This window comes from Streptomyces sp. NPDC004752, assembly GCF_053601275.1.
On the sequence record NZ_JBSGBN010000042.1, the window covers coordinates 14,552 to 40,735 of the forward strand.

Genomic DNA, 26,184 nt, shown 5'->3' on the forward strand with positions numbered 1-26,184 from the left:
ATGGGCAAGCGAACGGCAGGGATTCGGACAAGGTCTCGCACCGGGGTGCCAGCGAACCGGCCAGCGTCCGGCAAGGGGCATGGGCCAACATGATTGGAACCGCCATTTTCCGAGTGGCCGGAGCCAGCCACTCGGCGCAGATCCAGGAGGCGTCACAACGTGTTCGCGATTCTTTTTCCTGGTCAGGGATCGCAGTTTCGGGGCATGGGTGCAGATGTTTTCGGCCACTATCCGGGCATCACGCGATTCGCCTGCGATCTCCTCGGGTACGACCTCCCCGCACGCTGCCGCGACAACCAGGACGATGTACTCGCCCGTACGGAGTGCACGCAGCCGGCCCTCTTCACCGTCAACGCGCTGCACGCCTTCGAGCGGGAACGCCGGGAGGACCGGCCCGCCGACTGCTACCTAGGACACAGTCTGGGGGAGTACAACGCGCTCCTCGCCGCCGGGGTCTTCGACTTCGAGACCGGTCTCCGGATCGTCAAGAAGCGCGGCGAGCTGATGGCCGAGGCTTCGGGCGGCGGTATGACCGCGGTCATGGACACCCCGGTCGAGTGCCTCCTGGAGGTGCTGGGCGCCGACGGCGTCGAGGGGGTGGACGTGGCGGCCCACAACACCGACACCCAGGTCGTGATCGCCGGCGCAGACGGCGCGCTCCGGGCCGCCCACGCCTCCCTGCGGGAAAGGAGCATCCGCTTCGCCCCGCTGCGGGTCGGCGCCGCTTTCCACTCGCGCGCCATGGAATCCGCGCGCACCGCATTCGAGGTCTTTCTCCGTGGATTCAACTTCACGGAACCCTCGGTGACCGTGATGTCCAATGCGAGCGCACGCCCTCACGAAGGGAGCATGATTCCGGAGATGCTGAGCCGGCAGATCGTCGAACCCGTTCGATGGGTCGAAGGCGTCCGCTATCTCCTCGACCGTGACGCCGGGCTGGAGTGCGAAGAGATAGGCGGCTCATCGCTGCTGCGCATGGTGAGAAGTATCGCCAAATCCAGTCATCAGGGAACTCTGACGAAAAGCGGGGTATGAGGCATGGAGCGAACCCAGCGCATAAGGAACATGATCGAGGAACAGTTTATCGTTGAATTCGATGACGAACTGACCGGCCAGAGCGACCTCTTCAAGGCCGGGGTGATCGATTCCTTTGGATATGTCCAGCTTATCTGCTCCATCGAGGAAGAATTCTCGATCCAGCTGAAGGACGAGGACTTCCTCAAGAACATTCTCACCTCGCTGGAATCCATCGACGCCTTCGTGGCGAAGAAGATCGCCGAGCGCGACGACCGCTGAAGCAAGGAGAATCTCAATGACGAAGTCAAGCCGTCTGCGTGACTGGTGGGGTGGAGGTGAAGAGTCCCTTGTCACGCAGCATCGCCCACAGCACATCGGTCCGGCGTCGGGCGAGCGCCAGCAGGGCCTGGGTGTGCAGCAGCCCTTCGCCGCGCTTCTTGAGGTAGTAGTCCCGCGATGGGCCAGGCCGCAACATGGCGGACTGCGCGGACATGTAGAACAGCCAGCGAAGGCGCCGGTTGTAGCGCTTGGGCCGGTGGTAGCTGCCGGTGCGGCGGCCGGAGTCGCGGGGCACCGGGGCGAGGCCGGCGTGGGAAGCGAGGCGGCCGACGTCGCGGTAGCCGGACAGGTCGCCGGCGATGGCGACGAACTCGGCGCCCAGGATGGGGCCCATGCCGGGCAGGGACTCGATGATCTCGGCCCGCTCGTCGGTGCGGAAGATCTCGCGGATCTCCCGGTCGTTGTCCTTGATCCGCTCGTCCAGGGCCAGGAGCTGGTGGGCCAGGTCGCGCACCAGCTTCCCGGCCCGGTTCTCGCCGGGCAGGGTGGTCATCTGCGACTGGGCGGCTTCGACAGCCTTGGCCGCGACGGCGTCAGCGCCGCGGACTTTGCGACGGTCCAGCCAGGTGGTGAGCCGCTTGACGCCGATCCGTCGCAGGGCGGCCGGGGTCTGGTACTCGGTCAGCAGAACGACCGGGCCTTTGGCGGCGGAGTAGTCGAAGGCCCGCTCCAGGACGGGGCAGATGCCGACCAGCAGGTCACACAGCCGGTTGATGAGCCGGACGCGGTCGGCGGTCAGATCACGCCGGTAGCCGGTCAGCAGCTGGAGTGTGGAGATGAGTTCGGGCGGGGTCTCGATCGGAGCGAAATCCCGGCGCATGCGCGCCTGGTCGGCGATGACGCGGGCGTCCTTGGCGTCGGTCCTTCCCTCACCTCGGTAGGCGCCGGTCATCCGGTTGACGGTGCGGCCGGGCACGTAGACGACCTGCTGGCCGTCCGTGATCAGCAACGCCAGCAGCAGGGCGGAGGACCGGCCGGAGATGTCCACCGCCCACCGGACTTCGGCAGCTTTCTCCCGCGCCGTTTTGATCAGCGTCAGGATCTGGGCCTCGTCGTTGATCACCTTCGTCGAGAAAACCGTCTCGCCGTCGGCGTCGACGGCCACCGCCCAGTGGTGCCCCTTGCCAGCATCGATGCCGACCCATATGCGTGCATGCCGCGTGGTCAACCGCGTGGCTCCTGTTCCTCCGTGACCAGCACTTTCGTGGTCCGAGGAGCACTCCGCCAACAGGTCCTTGACCAGCGATGCCCGCAGTTCGCAATCAGCAGTCGGAGTGTCCCGAAGGACCGGGCGGCCATTCTCCTAGAGCCTTTCAGGCAACCACCGCATCAGCCACACCCGGTCCTTCCGGACCGCCTCGTATTCTTAAGGACCCCGCATGTGCGGAATCGCAGGCTTCGTCTCGTCCTCGGTCGACGCCGGGGCCACGCCAGAGGTCATGGCCTCGATGCTGTCGCTGATCCGTCACCGCGGTCCGGACGAGGCGGGCTACTACCTGGACGACGGCGTGGCCATGGGCACGGTCAGACTGTCGGTCATCGACCTCTCCACGGGCGCCCAGCCCATGGCGGACCCGTCGGACCGCTACTGGATCTGCTTCAACGGCGAGTTGTACAACCACATTGAACTCCGTCAGGAGTTGCGATTGCTCGGCCGGCGCTTCCGCACACGCTCGGACACCGAAGTCGTCCTGCAGGCGTGGGCCCAATGGGGGGCCGCCTGCCTGCCCCGTTTCAACGGCGCGTTCGCGTTCGCCATCCGGGACGCCGTGTCCGGGGACCTCTTCCTGGCCCGGGACAGGTACGGCAAGCGCCCGCTCTTCTACAGCGGCCACGAGGGTGGCACGGGCCGGGGCGGGGATTTCCTCTTCGCCTCGGAGATGAAGGCGTTCCAGGCATTCCCGGGATTCCGCTTCGAACTGGACCCCGGTGAACTCGCCTCCACTTTCGCGGTGTGGACCCCGCTGCCCGACCGCACCCCCTTCCGGCACATTCGCCAATTACCCATGGGAAGCTGCCTGACCGTGCGCGGCGGACGCACGGACCTGACCACGTACGCCGAACTCGAACTCGACGTCGAACCGTTCTCCGGATCCGCCCGGGAAGCGATCGCATTCGTCCGCGACACCCTCCGCGAAAGCGTCGAGATGCGGCTGCGGAGCGACGTCGAGGTCGGCGTCTACCTGAGCGGCGGTCTCGACTCGTCCATCGTCACCGCACTGGCGGCCGAGCTCTCCTCGCACGAGGTCCGCACTTTCTCGGTGGAGTTCGACGAGGCGGCCTTCGATGAATCGGGCAGCCAGCACGTCGTCGCCTCCCACCTGGGGACGCTCCACTCGTCCATCGCCGTGCGCGGCGCCGACATCGCCGCGAAATTCCCGGCCGCCGTGTACCACGCCGAAGTCCCGGCGTTCCGCACCGCGTTCGTGCCCATGTACCTGCTCTCCCGCCACGCGCGTGACGCCGGCGTCAAGGTGATCCTCAGTGGCGAGGGCGCCGACGAGGCGTTCCTCGGCTACTCGCTCTTCCGCGAGACCTTGCTGCGCGCCGCGTGGCACGACCTCTCCGACGACGAACGGACGGCCCGTATCGGCGGCCTCCACCCGGAGCTGAGCCATTTCGGCCCCGCGAATCAGGCACGGCTGAAAAGCCTGTTCGAGCAGTTCGCCGTCGAACGGCTCCCTGGTCTCTTCTCACACGAACTCCGTTACCAGAACGGCCGATTCGCCGCGCGGCTGCTGAAGGAACGGGACGATCCGTTCGCCGACCTCGTGGCCCTGACAGCGTCGACGTCTGGATACGGCGCACTGAGTCCCGTGCAGAGGGCCCAGTGGCTCGAGTTCAAGACCCTCCTGCCCGGCTACCTCCTCTCCACCCAGGGAGAACGCATGAGCCTCGCGCACGGCGTCGAGAACCGCTGCCCCTTCCTCGATCCCGCGGTGGTCCGCGCGGCGGCCTCGGTCAATCTGCGGTTCGACGACGGCTCCGAGGAGAAGGTCCTCCTCAAGGAGGCATTCCGGGGCGAGCTGCCGGAGTCGAGCCTCGCTCGGCGCAAGCAGCCCTACCGCGCCCCCGGCGCGGCCGTCTTCAAGGAGCAGCGGCCCGACTACTTGGACCTGTTGCTCTCGGACACGGAGCTGAGCAGGATCGATGGCATCGACCCCGTGTTCGCGAGGAAGCTCGTGGCAAAGATCATGGCCACACCCAACGAGGGGATCAGCACGAAGGAGGACCAGGCCTTCGTCTACCTGCTGTCGACCGCCGTCCTCCACCAGCAGTTCGTAGGCGGCCGGAACCAGGGCAGGGGCGGCCACCTGGAAGCGGAGCTGAAGGTGGACACGATCGTCGATCTCCGCACCTCCCGGGGACCGCGGCCGGCCGGGCATGCCCTCCCCGGGGCGGGAGGACACAGATGAGCACGGTCGTACCGGCGCCCGCGGCGGACGACGTCGCGATCATCGGCATCGCTCTGCGCTTCCCCGGCGCCGAGACGCTGGAGGAACTCGGCGAACACCTCCTGGCGGGCCGGTCACTCATCTCGGAGGTGCCGCCCGAACGCTGGTCCAGGGAAAGGTACTTCGGAGATCCCCGGCGCGGGGCGCAGAAGACCAACAGTGTCTGGGGCGGCTTCGTCGAGCACGCGGATTGCTTCGACGCCGACTTCTTCGCCATCTCACCGCGCGAGGCCGAGAGCATGGACCCGCAGCAGCGGATGGCGCTCGAACTCGCCTGGCGGGCCGTGGAGAACGCGGGTTACGCGGCGAGCGACCTGGCCGGTACGGCAACCGGCGTCTTCATGGGCGTCTGCCACGCGGACTACGCGGAGCTGATGGAACGCGAAGGGGTGCGGACGGACGCCTATTTCCCCACCGGCACCGCCTACTCGATCATCGCGAACCGCATTTCGTACCAGTTCGACCTCCAGGGTCCGAGCATCACCAACGACACCGCGTGTTCCAGTTCGCTGGTGGCGGTGTACGAAGCGGTCCGCGCGCTGGGCCACGGCGAGTGCGGCCTCGCCCTGGCGGGCGGAGTCAACCTGATCTGGTCGCCGAAGCACTTCGTCGCCTTCAGCCAGGCGAGCATGCTGTCGCGGACCGGCCGTGCGAGCGCCTTCGACCAGAGCGCCGACGGCTACGTACGTGGCGAGGGCGGAGCGGTGCTCCTGCTGAAACCTCTCGCACGGGCCGTCGCGGACGGCGATCCTGTCCACGCGGTCATCAAGGGGGTCGCCACGAACCACGGCGGCCGGACCACCTCCCTGACCGTCACCAGTCCGACCGCGCAGGCGAACCTGATCGAAGGGCTCTACACCCGCGCCGGAATCCGCCCGGAGACCGTCAGCTACATCGAGGCGCACGGTCCGGGGACGCCCGTCGGCGACCCGATCGAGGTCATGGCCCTCAAGACCGCCTTCCGGAACCTGCACGCTGCGCAGGGCACCGTTGCCCAGCCGTCGACCTGCGGGATCGGGTCGGTCAAGACCAACATCGGACACCTGGAAGGGGCCGCCGGGGTCGCCGGGATCGCCAAGGTGATCGTCTCCCTGGCACACCGGGCGCTGCCCGCCACCGTCAATTTCCGCAAGCAGAACCGGCTCATCAGCTTCGAGGGCAGCCCCTTCCACGTCGTCGGCGAGACCCGGCCCTGGGAAGCGCCGCCCGCGGGGCCTGACGGCGGTATCCCGCCACGCCGGGCCGGGGTGAGCTCTTTCGGCTTCGGCGGCACGAACGCGCACATCGTGCTGGAGGAGCATCTCGCCGACGAGATGAGGGAGACGGACCCGCCGGGCCCGCATCTCGTGCCCCTCTCGGCGAAGACACCGGAACGGCTGCGCGTGGTCGCGCGCACGCTGCTCTCCCATCTGCGGGAGCATCCCGCACAGGCGCTCGGCGACATCGCGCACACCCTCCGCATCGGCCGCGACGCGATGCGGGCGCGGGTCGCTTTCATCGTCGCCGACCGTGCCGAACTCGTCGGTCTGCTGGCCGGGTTCGCGGACGGTGAGCGGGCCGACGGCGAGGTCCACCTGGGTGCGACGGTGTGTGCGGGCGACGCGGACGCCGCCGGGCAGAGGACGATCGGGACGCTCTGGGCGGGCGGCGGGACGGTGGACTGGGCGGAGCGGCTCGGGGACGGCTGCCCCGCGGCACGTGCGCGCCGCGTGCGTCTCCCCGGGTATCCGTTCGCCCGCGAGCACCACTGGTTCAGGGTGCCGTCGAAGGGCGACGAGGGGAGGGAAGCGGCGGCGGACGGGACACCCGCGAAGACTGCGCGTACGGAGAAGCCGCCGGGGCGGACCGAAGCGGTGCCCGCGGAGCCGGCACGGACGAGGGCGAAGCGGACGGAAAGGGCGCGGGCGGCGGAGGTGCGGCCAGGAGCCGTGTCGCATCCCGTGCTGCCGCACCCCCTCCTCCACGCCGCAGTCCCCGGCTTCGATGGGCAGCGCTTCACCTCGACCTTCACCGGGGAGGAGCCGTTCCTCGCCGCGCACCTGGTGCGCGGCACGCCCGTGCTGCCGGCGGCGGCGCAGGTGGAGATGGTCCGTGCGGCGGTGGCCCGTGCGGCGGGGCGGGACGCCGGGGCGCCACCGGCCGTCCGGCTCCGCACCATGGGGTGGTCGCGCCCGCTGGTCGTGCGGAACGCGCCGGCCGAGGTCCGGGTGGGGCTCACCCCGCAGGACAGCGGCGCGTTCGCCTTCGAGATCTCCACCGGAACGGCCCCCGGCACCGTGCACAGCTCGGGGCTGGCCGAGACCGTCGGGGCACAGGAGCCGGGCCGGCTCGACCTTCCCGCACTGCTGGCGGCATGCCCCCGCGAGCGTGGGCACGCGCAGGTGTACGCGGAGTTCCGCGACCGGGGGCTGGAGTACGGGCCGGCCATGCGCGGGCTGAGGGAACTGCGACTGGGGGAGAGGGAACTGGTCGCGCGCATCGTCGAACCCGGCGCGGGCGGGTCCGGGGACGCCGGATGCGTTCTGCCGCCGAGCGTGCTGGACGCGGCCTTCCAAGCCTCCGTCGTCCTCCTGGCGGACACCTCACCGACGACGGGTGGCGGCCGGTCCGTCCCGGTGCTGCCGTTCGCGTTCGAGGAACTCACGGTCCACGGCCCCTGTGCACCCGAGACCTGGGCGTGGGTGCGGCGGCGGGAGGGCCGCGGCGCGCTCGACATGTTCGACATCGACCTCTGCGACGGGAAGGGCACCATGAGCGTCAGTCTGCGCGGACTGGTCCAGCGGACGGAACCGGCCGGGGCGGCTCCCGGCACCGGCCCGCAGACGGGAGGGAACACCGTGACCGCAGCCGTCTCGTGGGCGCCGGCTCCCCTCGGCGTACCGGATGACGCGACCGGGCCCGCCCCCGTCGTACGGGGGTATCTCGGCGGGCGTGCCGCCCGGCACACCGCCGCCGTGGCGGAGCTCACCGGATTCACCGTCGCACAGCTTCCCGACGTCGAACCCGGCCGGGTCGCCGACGGCGTCGGGGCCGCGCTGGACCTGGCCTTCGGGGACGTCACGGACGTCGTGCGGTCCAAGCCCGGGGGGCCGCGGCGGTTCGTCGTACTCGTGGACGACCGGCTGCCCCGGCACTACCACGCGCCGCTCACCGGCCTGTTCCGGACCGTCGTCCTGGAGAACCCGCGTGTCTCGGGCCGGGTCGTGCGCGTCGCGGACCTCGACACCGCGCCGCCGGAGCGGATCGCCGAGATCCTGCGGGCGGAGGCGGCGGACCGGTCGGCAGACTGCGACATCCGGCGCGGGGCGGACGGCGCACGCCACGCGTCCCGGCCCGGGGAACTGCACCTGGGCGACGGGGCCGAGATCCCGCCGCTGAAGAAAGGCGGCGTCTACTGGATCACGGGCGGTCTCGGCGGGCTCGGACGGCACGTCGCCCGCTACTTCGGCCGGTACGCCGGGGTCACCGTCGTCCTGAGCGGCCGGTCGGAGCACGGAGCCGGGAGCGAGGGGGCCCTGCGGGAGCTACGGGACGCCGGAGTCGACGCCCACCACGTCCCCGTCGACGTGGGGTCGCGCACCGACGTGGACCGAGCGGTCCGCGCCATCACCGGGGCCCACGGAACCATCGACGGCATCGTGCACGCGGCGGGCGTCCTCCGCGACGCGTACGTCTTCACCAAGGACGCCTCCGATCTGCGGACAGTGCTGGCGCCGAAGGTCGACGGAGTCCTCCACCTCGACGCCGCCACGCGCGGCCTCACGCTCGACTTCTTCGTCGCCTTCTCCTCGGTGGCGGGGGTGTTCGGCAACGCAGGCCAGTCGGATTACGCGGCGGCCAACGCCTTCCTGGACGCCTTCGCCCACCACCGCCAGGCGCTCGTCGACATCGGCGAGCGGACCGGCAGGACCTGCGCCGTGAGCTGGCCGCTGTGGGCCGACGGCGGGATGTCCGTGGACGCCGTCACCTTGAGAACGATGCGACGGGACCGGGGCTGGGAACCCCTCCCCACCGAGGACGGACTGAGGCTCCTGGGCCGCGTCCTGGGCGACGCGCCCCCGCACGTCGTGGTGGCGTACGGCGCCGCCGCGACGCTCACGGCAGCCCCGACGCCCCCGGAAGCGCCGGTCACCACCCCCGTGGACACCGCCCGCGCCGACTCCGCTCCCGCCGACACGACTTCCGCCGTCACCGACGAAGAACTGACGGAACGTGCGACGGCGCTGCTGCGCCGGGTCGTGGGCGAGGCGCTTCACCGTGATCCCGGAACTCTGGAGGAGACGGTCGACCTCATCGAGTACGGCATCGACTCGCTCGCCATCCTCGATACGACCGTGGCGCTCGAAGAAGTCTTCGGCCCGCTCCCCAAGACGATCTTCTTCGAGTACACCGACATCGCGGGCGTCGCCGGGTACTTCGTCGCGGAGCACGCCCAAGCTCTGCGGGCCGTCGCCAACGCCGAAGTCCCGCACCGGACCACCGCCGAACCATCGGCGGACGCCACCGCCCCGGCCACGGCGGCCCTTCCGGACGTGGAGGCCGCCACCGTGTCCGCCCGGTGCCCGCGGGAGGCCCCGGGCGCGTGCGACGACTACCACGACATCGCGGTCATAGGCGTCTCCGGCAGCTACCCCGGCGCCGACACCCTGGACGAGCTCTGGTCGGTACTCGAAGAGGGCCGACACGAGTTCCGCGAGGTGCCGCGCGAACGCTGGGACCACGACGCGATCTACAGCCGTGACCGCAGCGTCCTCGGCAAGAGTTCCATCCGTACCGGAACGTTCCTTGAGGACATCGACACGTTCGACCCCCGCTACTTCCGCATCTCCAAGCGCGAAGCCGAGAACATGTCGCCCGAGGTCCGGCTGTTCCTGCGGGCGGGGGTCGAGGCTCTGGAGGACGCGGGCTACTCGCGCGAGACGATCCGTCGGAAGTACGACGGAGACGTCGGTGTGCTCGCCGGTTCCATGAGCAACCACTACGGCCTCTACGGCTTCGAGAACGGCCTCACGCGGGGGTCCCCGGCGAGCGGCAGCTACACGGGGACGCTGCCCAACATGCTGTCGTACTTCTACGGCTTCACCGGACCCTCGCTCTTCGTGGACACCATGTGCTCGGGATCCTCAACCTGTGTCCACCAGGCCGTGCAGATGCTCCGGGCGCGCGAGTGCTCGATGGCGGTCGCGGGCGGGGTGAACCTGCTCCTGCACCCGTACAACCTCATCAGCTCCTCGCAGGAGCACTTCACGACGGCGACCTCGGACGTGATCCGGAGCTTCGGCCTCGGGGCGGACGGGACGATCCTCGGGGAGGGCGTCGGCGCCCTGGTCCTCAAGCCGCTCGTCGAGGCCGAGCGCGACGGCGACCACGTGTACGCCGTCATCAAGGGGACGGCCCTCGCCAACGCCGGAGTGCGCAACGGGTTCACCGTCCCCAGCCCCCGGATGCAGGCGCGCGCGATCGAGAAGGCGATCGACGACGCGGGGGTCGACCCGCGGACCATCAGCTACGTGGAAGCCCATGGATCAGGGACGTCCCTGGGCGACCCGATCGAGGTCAAGGCGCTGACCACCGCCTACCGGAAGTACACCCCGGAGACCGGGTTCTGCGCGATCGGATCGGTGAAGTCCAACCTGGGCCACCTGCTGCACGCCGCCGGAATGGTCGGCCTCGCCAAGGTCATCCTCCAGTTCCAGCGGGGACAGCTGGCCCCCTCGCTGCACAGCTCGGTGATCAACCCGGACATCGACTTCTCCCGCACTCCCTTCCGGGTGCAGCAGGAGCTCGCCGCCTGGAAGCCGGCGGTGACCACCGTCGACGGGCGCGAGGTCACCCATCCGCGCCGGGCCGGGATCACCTCGATCGGCGCGGGCGGAATGAATTCCCACATGATCCTGGAGGAGTACCCGCAACAGGACGACGTCGCGCGCGGCGGCGCACCCGGCGGGCGCGAGGAACTCTTCGTCTTCTCCGCGATGAACGACGCCGTGCTGCTGGCGTACCTCGCCCGGTTCCGCGCCTTCCTCGCCGGGGCGACGGCGCCGGACCTCGCCTCGGTCGCCCACACCCTCCGCGTCGGCAAGAACGAACTCCCGCACCGGTGGGCGTTCCTCGCGCGGACCCGGGACGAGGCGCTGGCCGCCGTCGACCGTCGTCTGGCGGGCGACCGGGACCTCGGCGCCGCACTCGCGGGCGGCGGCGCCCGTACAGCGGACCTGCGCGATCTCGCGACCGCCTGGGTGGGCGGGAAGGGCGTCGACTGGCAGCGGGCGGACACACCGGACGCGCCAGCGCCCCGCCGCGTCTCCCTCCCCGCGTACCCCTTCGAGCGCGTACGGTGCTGGGTCGCCCGGGAGGACGGCGCGCCGTCCGTGACCGCGCCGCTCGCCCTGCGCGAGAAGCTCCACCCGCTCCTCGGCCGGAACGCGTCGGACGTCACCGGACTGCGGTACGTCCTCGACGTACACCTGGACGATCTCCTGGACTACGGCCGCACCCTGGGCGGGCGGCAGGACAGGACACACGACATCGTCCCCACCTTCGCCGTCGACCTGGCGATCGCGGCGGCGAAGGTCTCCGGTTTCTCCGACGGGTCGGTCGTGCGTGGTCTTCGCCTCCTCGGACCGGTCGACTGGACGGGCGTGGCGCGCCTGGTGACGGTCCTGGACGCCCCCGGGGGGAGGACTGCGGCGGGAGCCGTGCACGCGGAGGACGCGTCGGGGCGGCGGACCGCCGTGGCTTCGTTCGACCTGCGGGTGGACGAGGGCGGCGGGCCGCGGCCGTCCGGACACCCTCACGCCGAATCGTTCGTGGGCCTGCTTCCCGGGGCGCTCGCACCGGACCGGGCCGAACCGCTCTCCCCGGTCGGCTTCCTCGCGGAACTGGCAGAGGGCGGAGTCGGGTACGCGCCCGAACTCGCCGGCGTCGAGGGAGTGTTCCGCCTGCGGGACGGACGCCTCGCGCTGCGGCTCGGCGCGCCCGAGCTCCAGCGCGACCATGTGAAGCCCCATGTCACGCTCGCTCCACAGGTGCTCGCCGCCGTCGCGCAGGGCCTGCAGTTCGAGGCGAAACGGACGGGCGACCCCCGGTGGGCGCGGAGCACACCGCACCGGATCGACGAGATCCGGCTCTTCGCGGACGGCGCGGGCGGCCAGGCATCCGTGGCGTACGCCGTCTTCGACGTGACCGCGTACGGAGAAGGGATCGGGGGCTCGGTCGGGTTGCTGGACCGGAACGGCGAAGTGGTCGCTGTTCTCGCCGGCCTGTGGTGCGGCGACGACGAAGGACCGAGGGAGGGCCCGGAGGGGAACGTGCGGAGATGGGACGCGACCGGGACAGGCGCCGTCGGCGGGACCGCGGGAGTGAACGACGGGACACCGGGGGAGCCCGGGGAGGCCGAGGGACTTCTGGCCTTCACGGTCGACGAACTGCGCGGCCTGGCATCCGGCATCCTCAAGTTCGACCCCGACGAACTCGACGCCCGCACCGGCTTCGACGCCTTCGGCTTCGACTCGATCTCGCTCGTCGCCCTGGCACAGCAGGCGAGCGAGCGGCTCGGCATCGAGCTGACCCCTGCGGTCTTCTTCGACCGCAACACCTTCGCGTCGCTGGGGGAACACCTCGTCGCCGAGCACCCCGCCGCCCTGCGCACGGTGTACGAGCGGTCCACCGGGACTCCGGCCCGCGCCGAGCCCCCCGCCCGGACCCCCGAGGCCCCACCGCGACCGGCCCCTGACACCGGGCAGCGGGTCTGCCGGGAGAAGGCCGGGGCCCCCGACACGGCGCCGGGGCCCGCCGCCCCGCGCCCGGCGGGCACCGACTCCGCCGCTCCGATCGCCGTCATCGGAGCCGCGGGCCGCTTCCCGGGCGCCCCCGACCTGGACGCCTACTGGACCAATCTGGCCGCCGGGACCGACCACGTGACGGCCTTCCCCGCCGACCGGTACGAAGCGGAGTACGCACGGATCGTGGAGGCGTCCGACTTCCCGCGCCACGCGGGCATCCTCGACGAGGTGGACGCCTTCGACGCCGCCTTCTTCCGTATCCTGCCGCGCGAGGCCGAACTGATGGACCCGCAGCACCGGCTGGCGCTCCAGACCGTCTGGAACGCGGTGGAGAACAGCGGGTACGCCCCCTCCGGCCTGCCGGAGAACACCGGGCTGTTCTTTGGCGTCTCGGGCACCGACTACGCCACGCTGCTCGCCGCCCACGGCACCCCGCCGGACGCCTTCACCTCAACGGGCAACGCCCACTCCATGCTCGCCAACCGCATCTCCTACGTCCTCAACATCCACGGTCCGAGCGAGCCGGTCGACACGGCCTGCTCCAGCTCGCTCGTCGCCGTCCACCGGGCCGTCGAAGCCCTCCGGTCCGGGGCGTGCGACACCGCGATAGCGGGCGGAGTGAACCTCCTCCTCAGCGTCGACACGTTCGTCAGCGCCGCACAGGCCGGCATGCTGAGCCCGGACGGACGGTGCAAGACCTTCGCGAGCGACGCGAACGGCTACGTACGGGGCGAGGGCGTCGGTGCGGTCGTGCTGAAGCCGCTCGCCGACGCCGAGCGCGACGGAGACGCGATTCTCGCTGTCGTCGTGGGGAGCGCCGAGAACCACGGCGGGCGGGCGAACTCCCTCACCGCACCGAACGGGGCCGCCCAGGCGGACCTCGTGGTGCGGGCGATGGATGGCATCGACCCCCGCACCATCGGTTACCTGGAGGCCCACGGCACCGGCACGGCCCTGGGCGACCCCGTCGAGGTGCAGGCGCTCCGCAGCGCCTTCCGGCGGCTGGGCACTGAGGGCGGAGGAACCTGTGCACTCGGCTCCGTGAAGGCCAACATCGGCCACCTTGAAGCCGCGGCCGGCATCGCGGGGCTGCTCAAGACAGTCCTCGCGATGAGGAACGGCACCCTGCCGCCCTCCCGGAACTGCGACGAGATCAACCCGTACATACAGCTCGACGGCAGCCCGTTCCGCATCGTGCGCGCGAGTGAACCTTGGGAGCGGGAAAGCGACCGGCACGGTGCGCCCGTTCCCCGGCGGGCGGGGGTCAGCAGCTTCGGCTTCGGCGGGGCGAACTGCCACGTCGTCATGGAGGAGTACCCGGGCGAGGACCAGGAGGCGGCGTCGGCACGGGACCTGGACGCCCCCGGGGACCGCAGGGTCGCCGTGCCCCTCTCGGCGCGCACGGAGCGGGAGTTGCGTGAGCGGGCGCGCGGTCTGCTCGCACACCTGGAGGACGCCCGGCACAACGATTCGATCCGTTCGATCGCGTGGACGCTCCAGACCGGACGGGAGGCCATGGCCGAACGCGTCGGCTGGGTCGTCGCCTCCCGAGGCGAACTCATCGCCCGGCTCAGGGAGTTCATCGACGGGTCGGGGGACGGACCGGAGTCGGCCCCCGACCAGGACCCGGACAGCCTCGCCGAGGTGATCACCCGCTGGTGCGGCGGCGGCGAGGTCGAGTGGCGGCAGCTGTACGGGCCGGACGGTGCCGGACCGCCGAGGCGTGCGCACCTCCCGGCCTATCCGTTCGCACGCGACCGGTACTGGATTCCAGGGAGCGCGGTGGCGTCCGCACCTGCCCAGGCCCTCGCTCCCGCCCACGTACCCACGCCAGCCCCGGCCTTAGCCCAGGCCCCCGCCCCCGGTCGGGAGCATCCCTCCGTCTCCGGGCCTGCCGCCCGGGAACCCGTCCCCGTTCCCGTCGTCGGGACGACGCTGTTCGTGCCCCGGTGGACGAAGAGGCCCGCCACCGGGGCCCCGGGTCCTGCCGCCGGTTTCCCGTACCGGCGTCACGCGGTCATCCTGTGCGGAACACCCGCAGCCCTGCGGGACGGCGTCGAGCGATTGCTGCCGGGCGTGCGCTGCCACGCCGTCACGACGGCCAGGCAGCGCCCGGAGAGCCGCTTCACCGACCTGTCACGGCAGGTCTTCGAGCTCGTCCGGACGCTCGCCGGGGAGGCGCACGACGGGGCCACGCTGGTGCAGGTGCTGACATCGGCCGCCGAGGACGAGGAGACCGGTCCCGCCCTCTCCGCTCTCCTGCGCACGACGGCACTGGAGAACCCGCGCGTCACCGGGCAGGTCATCGTCCTCGACGGCGCGAGCGACCCGGACCGGATCGCGGGCGCGGTCCTGGAGAACGCACGGCACGCCCACGACGTACTCGTTCTCCACCGGGACGCCGAACGCCATGTCCGGACCTGGGCGCCCCATACGGCCGATGGCGCGGGAACACCGTGGCGTTCGGGAGGCACGTACCTGATCACCGGTGGCGCCGGCGCCATCGGGGCCGTCGTCGCCCGCCGGATCGCACAGGACACCGCCCGCCCGGGGCTCGTCCTCGTCGGCCGGTCCGCACCCGGCCCCCGAACCGACCGGCTCCTCGCCGAACTGCGGGCGGCGGGAGCGGAGGCCCGGTACGCCGTCGCGGACGTCTCCCGCTGGGAGGAGGTGCGCCATCTCGTCGCGGAGGTGCGGGAGCGCAGCGGCGCGATCCACGGAGTCATCCACGCCGCGGGCGTGATCCACGACGCGTACGTCAAGGACAAGACCCCGGAGGAGTGGGAGCTGGTCCTCTCCCCGAAGGTCGACGGCGCGGTCCATCTGGACCGGGCCACGGCGGATCTGCCGCTCGAATCCTTCCTCCTCTTCTCGTCCGGCGCGGCCGTCACGGGCAACCCCGGCCAGTCCGACTACGCCACAGCCAACGCCCACCTCGGCGCGTTCTCCGCCCGCCGCAACGCACGCGTCGCGGCGGGCGGACGATCGGGTCGCACGGTCTCGATCGCGTGGCCGCTCTGGAAGGACGGCGGGATGACGGTCGACGACGCGACCCGCGCGTACCTCCGGCGTCACCGCGGCCTCGTCCCCATGGAGTCGGATGCGGGGCTTGAGGCACTCCTGAACGCCTGGCGCCTCGGCGAGGCCGGCGAGGACGAGATCTGGGTGCACCACGGCGAGACGGAGAAGACCGCGCCCGTACTGGCGTCGCCCCCAGCATCGGCCTCCGCATCCGCACCGGCGTCCGCACCGGCGTCCGCACCGGCGTCCGCGCCGGTGTCCGCGCCGGACACCGGCGACGGTGTGGCCCCGGACCGGGAGACGCTCCGGTCAGTCATCGGGCTCTTCGCCCGGGTCACGAAGCTGCCACCGCACGCCATCGACCCCGATCGACCGCTCGACGAGCTGGCCCTCGACTCGGTCATGGTCGTCCAGCTCAACAGGGAGCTGCATACCGTGTTCGGGGAGACCTCGACGACGCTCTTCTACGAGGCCCCCACTCTGCGTGCCGTCGCCGAGCACCTCACGGGCCCGCGGATCCGGAACGTCCAGGAGACCCCCGCGGCTCCCGGGATCCCCGAAGCTCCTCAGCCCGCGGCCGGACCGTCCGGCGCACCCGCCCAGGACGGCGCCATCGCGATCATCGGGATGAGCGGACGCTATCCGGGCGCGCGGAACACCGACGAGTTCTGGCAGAACCTCACGGCCGGACGCGACCGCATCACCGAGATCCCCCCGGACCGGTGGCCGCTGGACGGCTTCTACGAATCTGACCGTGCCACCGCCGTCGCCACCGGACTCAGCTACAGCAAGTGGGGCGGATTCCTTGAGGACTTCGACGCGTTCGACCCGCACTTCTTCCGCATCGCGCCACGCGACGCGTACGCCATGGACCCGCAGGAGCGCCTTTTCCTCCAGGCCGCCTGGGAGGTGGTCGAGGACGCGGGCTACACCCGTGAGGAGCTGGCCCGCCGCCACCAGCGGCGCGTCGGCGTCTTCGCCGGAGTGACCAAGTCCGGCCACGCACGGCACGGCGAGGCCGTGTTGCCGTCCGGGGAGCGGATCGCGCCCGCGCTCTCGTTCGCCTCGCTCAGCGCCCGCACCTCCTACGTCCTCGACCTCCGGGGCCCCAGCCTGACGATCGACACGATGTGCTCGTCCTCGCTCACGGCGATCCACGAAGCCTACGAGCACCTGCGTCAGGGCTCCTGCGAGCTGGCCATCGCCGGTGGCGTGAACCTGTATCTGCACCCGTCCGACTACGTCGAACTCTGCCGTTCCGGCATGCTGTCCTCGCAGTCCCGGGTAAGGAGCTTCGGCAGCGGCGCCGACGGATTCGTCCCCGGCGAGGGGGTCGGCGCGGTGCTGCTGAAACCGCTGGCGCGCGCTCTCGCGGACGGGGACCGGGTGCTGGCCGTGGTCCGGGGGACGAGCGTCAACCACGGTGGCCGGTCCAACGGCTACACGGTGCCCAGCCCGGCCGCCCAGGCCGAACTGATCGGCGACGCGCTGACCCGGGCCGGGATCTCGGCACGCGAGGTCGGCTACGTCGAGGCGCATGGCACCGGTACGGAACTGGGCGATCCGATCGAGGTGAAGGGGCTCTCGCTCGCCTTCGAGAAGTTCACCGGGGACCGGCAGTTCTGCGCGATCGGCTCCGTGAAGTCGGTGATCGGGCACCTGGAGGCCGCCGCGGGCATCGCGGGTGTCACCAAGGCCGTGCTCCAGCTCCGGCACCGCACCCTGGTCCCCAGCCTGCACGCCGAGGAACCGAACCCCGGCATCAGGTTCGAGGAGACGCCGTTCCGTCTTCAGCGGACCCTCGCGCCCTGGAAGTCCGGAGGACCGCGCGTCACGGCGGTCTCTTCCTTCGGAGCCGGCGGCTCGAACGCGCACGTGATCATCGAGGAGTACGTGGCGGACGCCGCCAGCGCCGAGCGCGCCGACGACGGTGAGCACCTCGTCGTCCTGTCGGCACGGACCTCGGAGCAACTGCGGCGCTCCGCCGCGCGCCTGGTGGCGTTCCTCGAACAGGAGGAGGCGGGCGGGCGGACGGTCCGCCTGGCGGACCTCGCGTTCACCCTGCGGTCCGGACGCGAGGCGATGAAGGAGCGCCTGGCGGTGACGGTGCACTCGCTGCCCGAACTCCGGCGGGTGCTGGGCGCGTTCGCGGAGACCGGCGACGGGACGGCGGCTCCGGGCCTGCACCGGGGCAGCACCGCGCGGGACCGGGGCGCGGCCGCCGAGATCTGGGCCGACGACGACCTCCGGGAACTCCTGGCCGAACGGTGGGGCCGCGAGGGCAAGCACGACAAGCTGGCCGCACTCTGGGTCGACGGGATGGACCTGAACTGGCGGGCACTCCCCGGGGCGGTCCCGCCGCCCCGCATGATCTCCCTGCCGACGTATCCGTTCGCGAGGGACCGGTTCTGGATCGGTGACCTGGAGCCGGCCGGGGAGGCGATCCACACCGGCGTCCGCACGGGTGCGTCCACCGGCGTGCCGACCGACGTCGCCGCCGTCACGCCGCGTACCGCACCCGAGATGCCATCCGAGGACCGGGCCGGCACCGCACCCGGCGAACGGGTCGCGCGCCTGGTGCGCGCGAAGATCGCGGACGTCCTGGTCATGTCGCCGGACGAGATCGAGGGCGGGCTCGCGTTCGCCGACTACGGACTCGACTCCATCCTCGCCGTCCGCCTCGTCCATGTGCTCAACGAGGAGCTGGGAACCGACCTTTCGACCGATGTCGTCTTCGATCACAGCTCCGCCGACCGCCTCGCCGCCCATCTGCTCGCGGAGCACGGGCCCGTCGCGGCCCTCGGCCCCGTCTCCCCTGCCCCCGCGGCCCCCGTCCAGGCCCGGACGCGGAGCGGCGTCACCTCCGCCCGCCCTGCGACCGGTGGCGGCTCCGTTCCCGTCGGGCCGTCGACCGGCCCCGAGTCGATCGCCGTGGTCGGGATGAGCGGGCGGTTCGCCGGTTCCGACACCCTCGACGAGCTGTGGACCCATCTGGCGAACGGCGACGACCTCATCACCGAAGCGACCCGCTGGGACCTTCCGGCCACCGGGCCCGACGGATCGGCACGCTGCACGCAGGGGGGATTCCTCGACGGCATCGACCGGTTCGACCCGCTCTTCTTCGGCATTTCGGGAGTCGAGGCCGCCGTCATGGACCCCCAGCAGCGACTGCTCCTGGAAGAGGCGTGGAAGGCCCTGGAGGACGCGGGCCACGCCGGACGGCAGCTGAGCGATACCCGCTGCGGTGTGTACGTGGGCTGCTGGAACGGCGACTACCACGAGCTGGTCGGGGAGAACAGTCCGCCCCAGGCCTTCTGGGGGAACATGGCGTCCCTGATCCCGGCCCGCGTCTCCTATGTCCTCAACCTGAAGGGCCCCGCGCTGGCGGTCGACACGGCGTGCTCCAGCTCGCTCATCGCGATCGACCTGGCCTGCCGGGGGCTCCGGTCGGGCGAGACGGACATGGCACTGGCGGGCGGCGTCTTCGTCCAGACGACACCCCGCCTCTACGAGCTGGCCGGGCGGGCCGGGATGCTCTCGCCGACGGGACGCTGCCACACCTTCGACCACCGCGCCGACGGCTTCGTCCCCGGTGAGGGCGTCGGCGTCCTCGTGCTCAGGCGGCTGTCCGACGCGATCGCCGACGGGGACCACATCCACGGTGTCATCCGCGCCACGGGCAGCAACCACGACGGTGCGACCAACGGCATCACCGCGCCCAGCTCCGTGTCGCAGGAGGCCCTGCTTCGCGAAGTCCACGCGTCCTGCGGCATCGACGCCGGGTCCATCCAGCTCCTGGAGGCTCACGGAACCGGCACCCCGCTCGGAGACCCCATCGAGTTCTCGGCGCTCAGCCGCGTGTTCGGGGCCGGCCCGGAGAGGACCGGCTTCTGCGCGCTGGGCTCCATCAAGTCCACCCTGGGGCACACTCAGTTCGCCGCCGGCGTCGCGGGGGTCTTCAAGATCCTCCTCGCGATGCGGCACCAGCAGATCCCTGGCTCGCCGCACTTCGAGAAGCCCAACGGCGCCATCGACCTGGACACCAGCCCCTTCAACCTGAGCACGCGCGGCCACCGATGGGAGCCCCCGTCCGACGGAGGGCCACGCCGGGGCGCCGTAAGCTCCTTCGGCGCGAGCGGTACCAACGCCCACCTCGTCATCGAGGAGGCGCCCGCCTCCGCCCGGACCCGCGCCCGTACGCCCGGGTCCCCGCGGCTGATCGTCCTCTCGGCGCACTCGCGGGAGCAACTAGCTCAGCAGGCCGCCCGGTTGGCCGCGCGGATCCGCCAGGAGGACGCCCCGGACCTCGGCGACCTCGCGTACACGCTCGCGGTCGGAAGGGACCGGTTCCCCCACCGGTTCGCCTGCGTTGCAGAGGACCGCGCCGCGCTGCTGCGGATACTCGACGAAGGGCTCGACGGAACGGAGGCGTTCACCGGCCGGGCGGAGCCCGAGGGCAAGGGCTGGCAGGGCGCGGACACGAGCCGGGGCGAAGTCTCCCTGGAGCGCTGCGCGCAGTTCACCACCGTCGAAGCGGAAGCGGAGAAGGATGGTGCGGAGGCCGGGGACGTCGGGGCGGGCGCGGCCACGTACCGCGCTGACGCGGAGAAACACCGTGCGGACGTCGAGACCTACCGTGCGGACCTCACTGTCCTCGCCGGGTGCTTCGTCCGGGGCGCCGCACTCGACTACGGTGCGCTCTTCCCGGCCGGAGCCCACCGGCGGATCCCCCTGCCCACCTATCCGTTCGCCCGGGAGAGCCACTGGGCCGGTCCGCCGCCCGCCGCGCCACGGCCCGTCCCCGCCGCCCCGGAGGAACGCCCGGCGGCGGGCCACCCGCTGATCCACCGGACGTCGCAGGTCCCGGAGTCTCCCGGCGCACTGCGCGCCTCCACGGTGCTCACGGGCGCCGAACCGGTCCTGCGCGACCACACGGTGCGCGGACAGCGCGTCCTTCCCGGCGTCGTCCACCTCGAACTGGCACGGGAGACCGCCGTTCGGCTCTGGGGCGCGGACGCGTCGGCCCCCCTGCTGATGCGCGACATCACCTGGGTACGGCCGGCCACCGCCGACGGCGGAGGGCTTCTGGGCGTCGACGTCCTGGTGAAGCCCGGCGACGACGAACAGCTCACCTTCGAGATCACCGCGCGGGCGGACCGGGGCGAGGGCCCCGTCGTCCTCTCCACCGGGCGCGTGTCCCGCACCGGTACGTCCCGCCCCGACCGCGTCGACCTCCCGTCGCTTCGCGCGGCCTGCACGACGACCGTGTCCGCCGAACGCGTCCGCGAGGCGCTCGCGTCGATGGGCATCGTCCACGGGCCGTCGCTCCGGGCCATCCGCGAGGCGTACGTCGACACCGGCGCCGGGACCGTCCTCGCCGAGCTGGAACTCCCGGCCGGGGCGGACCCCGACGGCGGCGGACTTGTCCTTCCCCCGGCGCTGCTGGACTCCGCCATCCAGGCATCCATCGCGCTGCACCTCACCGGCGGACCCGGCCCGGCCGATCCGGAGACCGCGGTACCGTTCGCGCTCGACCGGTTCGAACTCCTCGCCCCGTGCCCGCCCTCGGCGTGGGCCGTCGTCCGCCTCGCGGACGGGGCCGGGCCCGCGACCGCCCTGAGCCGGCTCGACGTGGACGTCACCGACGTCCACGGCCGGGTCTGCGTACGGATGACCGGCTACACCTCGCGCCGCCTGAAGGAGCCGGTCCCCTCCCTGTTCGCACCCGTCTGGGAGCCCGTGGCCAGGTACACACCGGGCGAACACGCCCCGGACGCCGCGGATCACGTGCTCGTGGTGGGAGGCACGGCCGAACAGCGGGCCGCCCTCGTCCGCCGGCACCCGGGCGCCACCCTGTGGGATCTCGCCCCGGGCGCGTCCACCGACGAGATCGCCGACCGGCTCCGGTCCACGGCGCCGGTCGGCCACCTCGTCTGGATCGCGCCCGGCCCTGGGCCGGATGACGGGCCTGCGCTCCTGCCGACCGACACCGCCGGCTTCACCGCGGCCCAGGAAGACGGTGTCGTCGCGGCCTTCCGTACGGCCAAGGCCCTCGTCCGCACCGGACACGACGCACGCCCACTCCGCGTCACCCTGGTCACGCGACGCGCCCTCGCCACGCACGACGACGAGCCGACCGCACCCGCCCACGCCGGGCTGCACGGCTTCTTCGGGTCGCTCGAACAGGAGTACGCGAACTGGTCCGTCCGCCGGGCCGACCTCGACACCGCCGAGCTGCCCGACGACCTCCTGGCACCCCCCGGCCGTACCGCCGACGACCCCCTGGTGCACCGCGCGGGCCAGTGGCTGGCGCGCCGCTGGGCGCCGAACGAGCCTGGCGACGCACCGGCCGCCCCGTACCGGCAGAGCGGCGTCTACGTCGTGATCGGCGGCGCGGGCGGACTCGGCACCCAGTGGACCCGGCATGTCGTACGGAACCACGACGCCCACGTGATCTGGATCGGACGGCGACCGAGGGACGCGTCGATCGACGCGCGGCTGGCCGAGGCTGGCGGCCGGGTGAGCTACCTGTCGGCCGACGCCGCCGACCCCGCGTCACTGCGCCTCGCCCACAAGGAGATCAAGCGCCGTCACCCGCGCATCCACGGCGTCGTCCAGGCAGCGCTCGACCTGCGGGACCAGAGCCTGGCGCGGATGGACGAGGCGACCCTGCGGGCGAGCCTCGCCGCGAAGGTCGACGCCGGGGTGGCCGTGGCCGAGGTCTTCGCGGACGAGGCGCTGGACTTCGCCCTGTTCTTCTCCTCCGTCCAGTCGTTCACGACGGCAGCGGGCCAGAGCAACTACGCGGCGGGCTGCACCTTCGGCGACGCCTACGCCCACTTCCTCGACCGGCACTGGCCGTGCCCGGTCAAGGTGATGAACTGGGGATGGTGGGGGAGCGTCGGCAGCGCCTCGACCGAGCGGCACAAGGAGCACATGGCGCGCTGGGGCCTCCTCTCGATCGAGGCGCCGGAGGCGATGGACGCGCTCGACACGCTGCTCGGTGGCCCCCAGCGCCAGTTGAGCTTCATCAAGGTGGAGGACCTCGACGCCATCGAGGCGCTCGACCCGACGACGCGGCTCACCGTCCACCCCCGGGCACGGACCCGCGTCGCGCCCGCTCTCGTAGCGTCGGCCGCGGCCCTGCCCGTCGAGTGGGAATCGATACGCGCGATCGCTACGTGGCGCGCGGACGAACGCGATCCGCTCCTTGCGAGGATGGTCCGCGGCCACCTGGAAGCGCTCGGGGCGCTGCGCGGCCCCGGCACTCCCACCTCCCCCGGCGACATCGACCGGCTCCGCCGCCGCGCCGGGATCCTGGACAGGTACACGACCTGGCTCGACCACGCGCTCCGCATCGTGCCGGGTACGGCCCCGTCCCTGGACGCCCTCGTCCGCGAGTGGGACGAGCGTCGCGTCCGGTGGTCCACCGACCCTGACAAGGCGGCCGAACTCGCCCTGCTCGACGCCACGCTCCGGGCGCTGCCCGGCATCCTCACCGGCACGACCAGGCCGACCGATGTACTGTTCCCGCGCGGCTCCGTCGAACTCGTCGAAGGCACCTACCGCGACAACCGGGTCGCCGACCTGTACAACCGCGCCATGGCCGATGCCGCGGTCTCCGTCGTCGCGGAACGGCTGCGCCTGGACCCCTCGGCGCGGCTTCGCATCCTGGAGATCGGCGCCGGCACGGGCGGAACGAGCGTCGGAATGTTCGCCGCGCTGCGCCCCTTCCAGGAACACATCGAGACCTACACGTACACCGATCTTTCGAAGGCGTTTCTGAACCACGCCCGTACCGCGTACGGACCGGACGTGCCGTACCTTGCCTACGCCCGCTTCGACGCCGAGCAGCCGCTGGCCGGGCAGCCGGGGGTGGAGAGCGGGAGCTACGACCTGGTCGTCGCCGCCAACGTGCTGCACGCGACGCGCGACACCCGGAACACGATCCGCAACGCGAAGGCGGCCCTGCGCGACGGAGGATGGCTGCTGCTCAACGAACTCGCGGCCTTCGACGTCTCCAGCCACCTCACGTTCGGCCTGCTGGAGGGCTGGTGGCTCTTCGAGGACGACGCGCTGCGCGTCCCGGGATCGCCGGCGCTGTCGCCCGAGAACTGGGGGAAGGTGCTGCAGTGCGAAGGGTTCGCGGCGGTCGTCCCCGTACTGCCGGAGGCCCGGGAGCTCGGGCAACAGATCATCGCCGCCGAGAGCGACGGGGTTGCGCGGCAGTCGGTGGCCCGGCGGACCGACCGCAAGCCCGCGGCCCGGAAGCCCGGACGCCGGCAACCGGTGGCCCCGGTGGCGGTGGCCCCGGTGGCGGTGGACTTCCCACCCCTGCCCGACGCGGTCGCCGTCCCGCGGAGCCCCGTCCCCGCCTTCGTCCAGGTCCCCGCACAGCCCCTGGCCGCCGGGGAAGCGGTCGCCCCGCCCGCCGCCGAACCGGGGAGCCGGGCCGAGGCCCTGGCCGGGTACCTCCGTGACCGGGCCGCGGAAACCCTCGGCATTCCGGCGGACCGGATCGCCCCCTCCAAGCCGCTCAGCGACTACGGCATGGACTCCATCCTCGTGCTCCAGCTGACGAACGCCCTGCGGGAGGACCTCGGCGAGGTCTCGTCCACGCTGCTCTTCGATGCCGAGTCCGTCGAGGAGCTCGCCGATCACTTCCTCACGACCGGCGGCCCGCACGTGGACGCCCTCGTGGCGCGCCTGAACCCGGCTGTGGGGGACCGGCGCGTCCCGGGGCCTGAGCCGCGGCCGTCGGCGGACTCCCCCCGCTCCATCGCCGCCCTGTTCCGTACGGTGGTGGAGACCGGTACCCCGCAGCAGGCCGGCGACCTGCTGTCGATGGCGGCCCGGCTCCGACCGGTGTTCGCGGCCGGAGCGGGCGACGATCCGGAGTTGCTGAGGCTGTCGGACGGCCGTCGGGAACCTGACCTGGTCTGCCTGCCGTCCCTGATCGCCCCCACCGGGGCCCACCAGTACGTGAACTTCGCCGGCGCGCTCCGGGGCCGCCGCCGGGTCTGGGCGGTCTCCGTGCCCGGCTACCGCCCCGGGGAGCCGCTGCCCGTGGACCTGGAGGCTGCGGCGGAGCGGCTGGCCGGCGCCCTGCTCCGACGGTTCGGGGGCGGTGAGTTCGCGCTCGCGGGCTACTCCTCCGGCGGCTGGCTGGCCCACGAGGTGGTGCGCCGGCTGGAGGCGGCCGGCGCACCACCCGCCGGGCTGGTGCTGCTCGACACCCCGCGGACGACCGGAGCGGCGATGGTCCGGGGCATGACCGTGATCACCCGGCGCCTGCTCGACCGGTTCCCGCGCCTGCCCCTCGCCGACGAACAGGTGACGGCGATGGCCTGGTACGCGGAACTGCTCGACGGCTGGTGCCCGCTGCCGGTGACCACCCCGACCCTGCTGGCGGGAGCCGCGCAGGAAGGGCCCCTGCTGGAGCTGCTCGGCGAGGACGCGCGGTCCGGCTGGCCGCTGGAGCACCGGCGGACCGAGGTGGCGGGGGACCATTTCTCCCTGCTGGAGGAGCACGCCGGGGCGACCGCGCTCACGGTCGACCGATGGCTGGACACCCCGCGGGACCGGGCCGGAGGCGCGCGATGAGTGACGGACTGGGCTTCAGCCTCGCGCAACTGCGGTACTTCGTCGTCTCCGCCGAAGTGGGCAACATATCGGAGGCGGCGGAGAAGCTGTGCGCCTCGCAGTCAACGGTCTCGTCGGCCGTGATGAGGCTCGAACGCCAACTCGGTGTGCAGCTCCTCCTGCGGCATCACGCCCGGGGGGTCTCCCTCACCCCGAGCGGCCGCCATCTGCTGCGGGAGGCCAGGGACCTGCTGGGGCGGGCCAGGAATCTCAAGGCACGGGGCGACGCCTTGGCGGGGGACGTCGCCGGCCGGCTCGACGTCGGCTTTCTCTCGTCACTCGCCCCGTTCCTGCTGCCCGGAGTCCACCGGCTCACCCAACAGCGTTATGCGGGCCTGCGGTTGGCCGTCCACGAGGAGCCGGCCGCCCGGCTGGCGGAACTTCTGCGGGAAGGGCGCTGCGAACTGGCGGTCACCTACGACTTCCTGGCTGGGGACGCCCGGTTCCACGCCCTGGCCCGACTGCCCGTCCACGCCGTGCTGGCCGAAGGCGACCCCCTGGGCCGGAACGGACCGGTGGAGCTGGCGGAACTGGCCGCCCGCCCGCTGGTGACCCTCAACGCGCCCGACGTCATCCGCCATGGCGAGAAGCTGTTCGCCAACGCCGGAGTTCGGCTGCCGCGCGTGATCGAGGCGGCGAGCGTCGAGACGATGCGAGGTCTCGTGGCGGCCGGCTCCGGATTCGCCCTGATGTACCAGCGCACCGAGGCGACGACGACCCTCGACGGGGGAACGGTCCGCACGGTCGAGATCGCCGGAGACCTGCCCCCCGCCTCCATAGGTGTGGCCATGATGCCCGGCCTGGCGATGAGCGGCCGCGGCACGGCCTTTCTGGAGGTGCTCGGCTCGATGGTGCAGGCTGCCCGGAGCGGACCTGCCGAACCGGCGCACCCGACCTCGGACCGAGCGCGCCCGTGACGGCCGGGG

6 protein-coding genes are annotated in these 26,184 nt (G+C 71.9%); 5 read left to right on the plus strand and 1 reads right to left on the minus strand.

Translation table 11 applies throughout. The annotated features are described in order from the left end of the window. Positions 1 to 159: 159 nt before the first annotated feature. Positions 160 to 1,035, plus strand: a complete 876-nt coding sequence (locus tag ACWEKM_RS19315; RefSeq protein ID WP_451622385.1) for an ACP S-malonyltransferase — start codon at positions 160 to 162, stop codon at positions 1,033 to 1,035. A gap of 30 nt (positions 1,036 to 1,065) precedes the next feature. Further along, entirely contained in the window at positions 1,066 to 1,296 is a 231-nt protein-coding gene (locus ACWEKM_RS19320; protein ID WP_451622386.1) for a phosphopantetheine-binding protein, read from the plus strand. A 25-nt stretch (positions 1,297 to 1,321) separates the two neighbouring features. Here ACWEKM_RS19320 and ACWEKM_RS19325 read toward each other — a convergent pair whose 3' ends face one another. Then, positions 1,322 to 2,524: an IS110 family transposase gene (locus ACWEKM_RS19325; protein WP_451622387.1), complete on the minus strand. Its 1,203-nt coding sequence runs from the start codon at positions 2,522 to 2,524 to the stop codon at positions 1,322 to 1,324. Between the two features lie 211 nt (positions 2,525 to 2,735). Here ACWEKM_RS19325 and asnB point away from each other — a divergent pair, with 211 nt between their 5' ends. The 3 genes from asnB to ACWEKM_RS19340 are packed head-to-tail and all read left to right on the plus strand — an operon-like array spanning position 2,736 to position 26,175. Beyond that, the gene (asnB, locus tag ACWEKM_RS19330) at positions 2,736 to 4,772 is read left to right on the plus strand and encodes an asparagine synthase (glutamine-hydrolyzing) (RefSeq protein ID WP_451622388.1); all 2,037 of its coding nucleotides are present in this window, start codon (positions 2,736 to 2,738) and stop codon (positions 4,770 to 4,772) included. Then, positions 4,769 to 25,219 carry an SDR family NAD(P)-dependent oxidoreductase gene (locus tag ACWEKM_RS19335; protein WP_451622389.1) on the plus strand — a complete coding sequence of 6,817 codons (20,451 nt, stop codon included), beginning with the start codon at positions 4,769 to 4,771 and terminating at the stop codon, positions 25,217 to 25,219. Before asnB ends, ACWEKM_RS19335 begins: the two co-directional genes overlap by 4 nt. Then, positions 25,216 to 26,175: a LysR family transcriptional regulator gene (locus ACWEKM_RS19340; RefSeq protein ID WP_451622390.1), complete on the plus strand. Its 960-nt coding sequence runs from the start codon at positions 25,216 to 25,218 to the stop codon at positions 26,173 to 26,175. Before ACWEKM_RS19335 ends, ACWEKM_RS19340 begins: the two co-directional genes overlap by 4 nt. Positions 26,176 to 26,184: the final 9 nt, after the last annotated feature.

Bases quoted from the DNA above. Each gene is read 5' to 3' on its own strand.
- asnB (WP_451622388.1), top strand. From the start codon at position 2,736: ATGTGCGGAATCGCAGGCTTCGTCTCGTCCTCGGTCGACGCCGGGGCC.
- ACWEKM_RS19335 (WP_451622389.1), top strand. From the start codon at position 4,769: ATGAGCACGGTCGTACCGGCGCCCGCGGCGGACGACGTCGCGATCATC.
- ACWEKM_RS19320 (WP_451622386.1), top strand. From the start codon at position 1,066: ATGATCGAGGAACAGTTTATCGTTGAATTCGATGACGAACTGACCGGC.
- ACWEKM_RS19340 (WP_451622390.1), top strand. From the start codon at position 25,216: ATGAGTGACGGACTGGGCTTCAGCCTCGCGCAACTGCGGTACTTCGTC.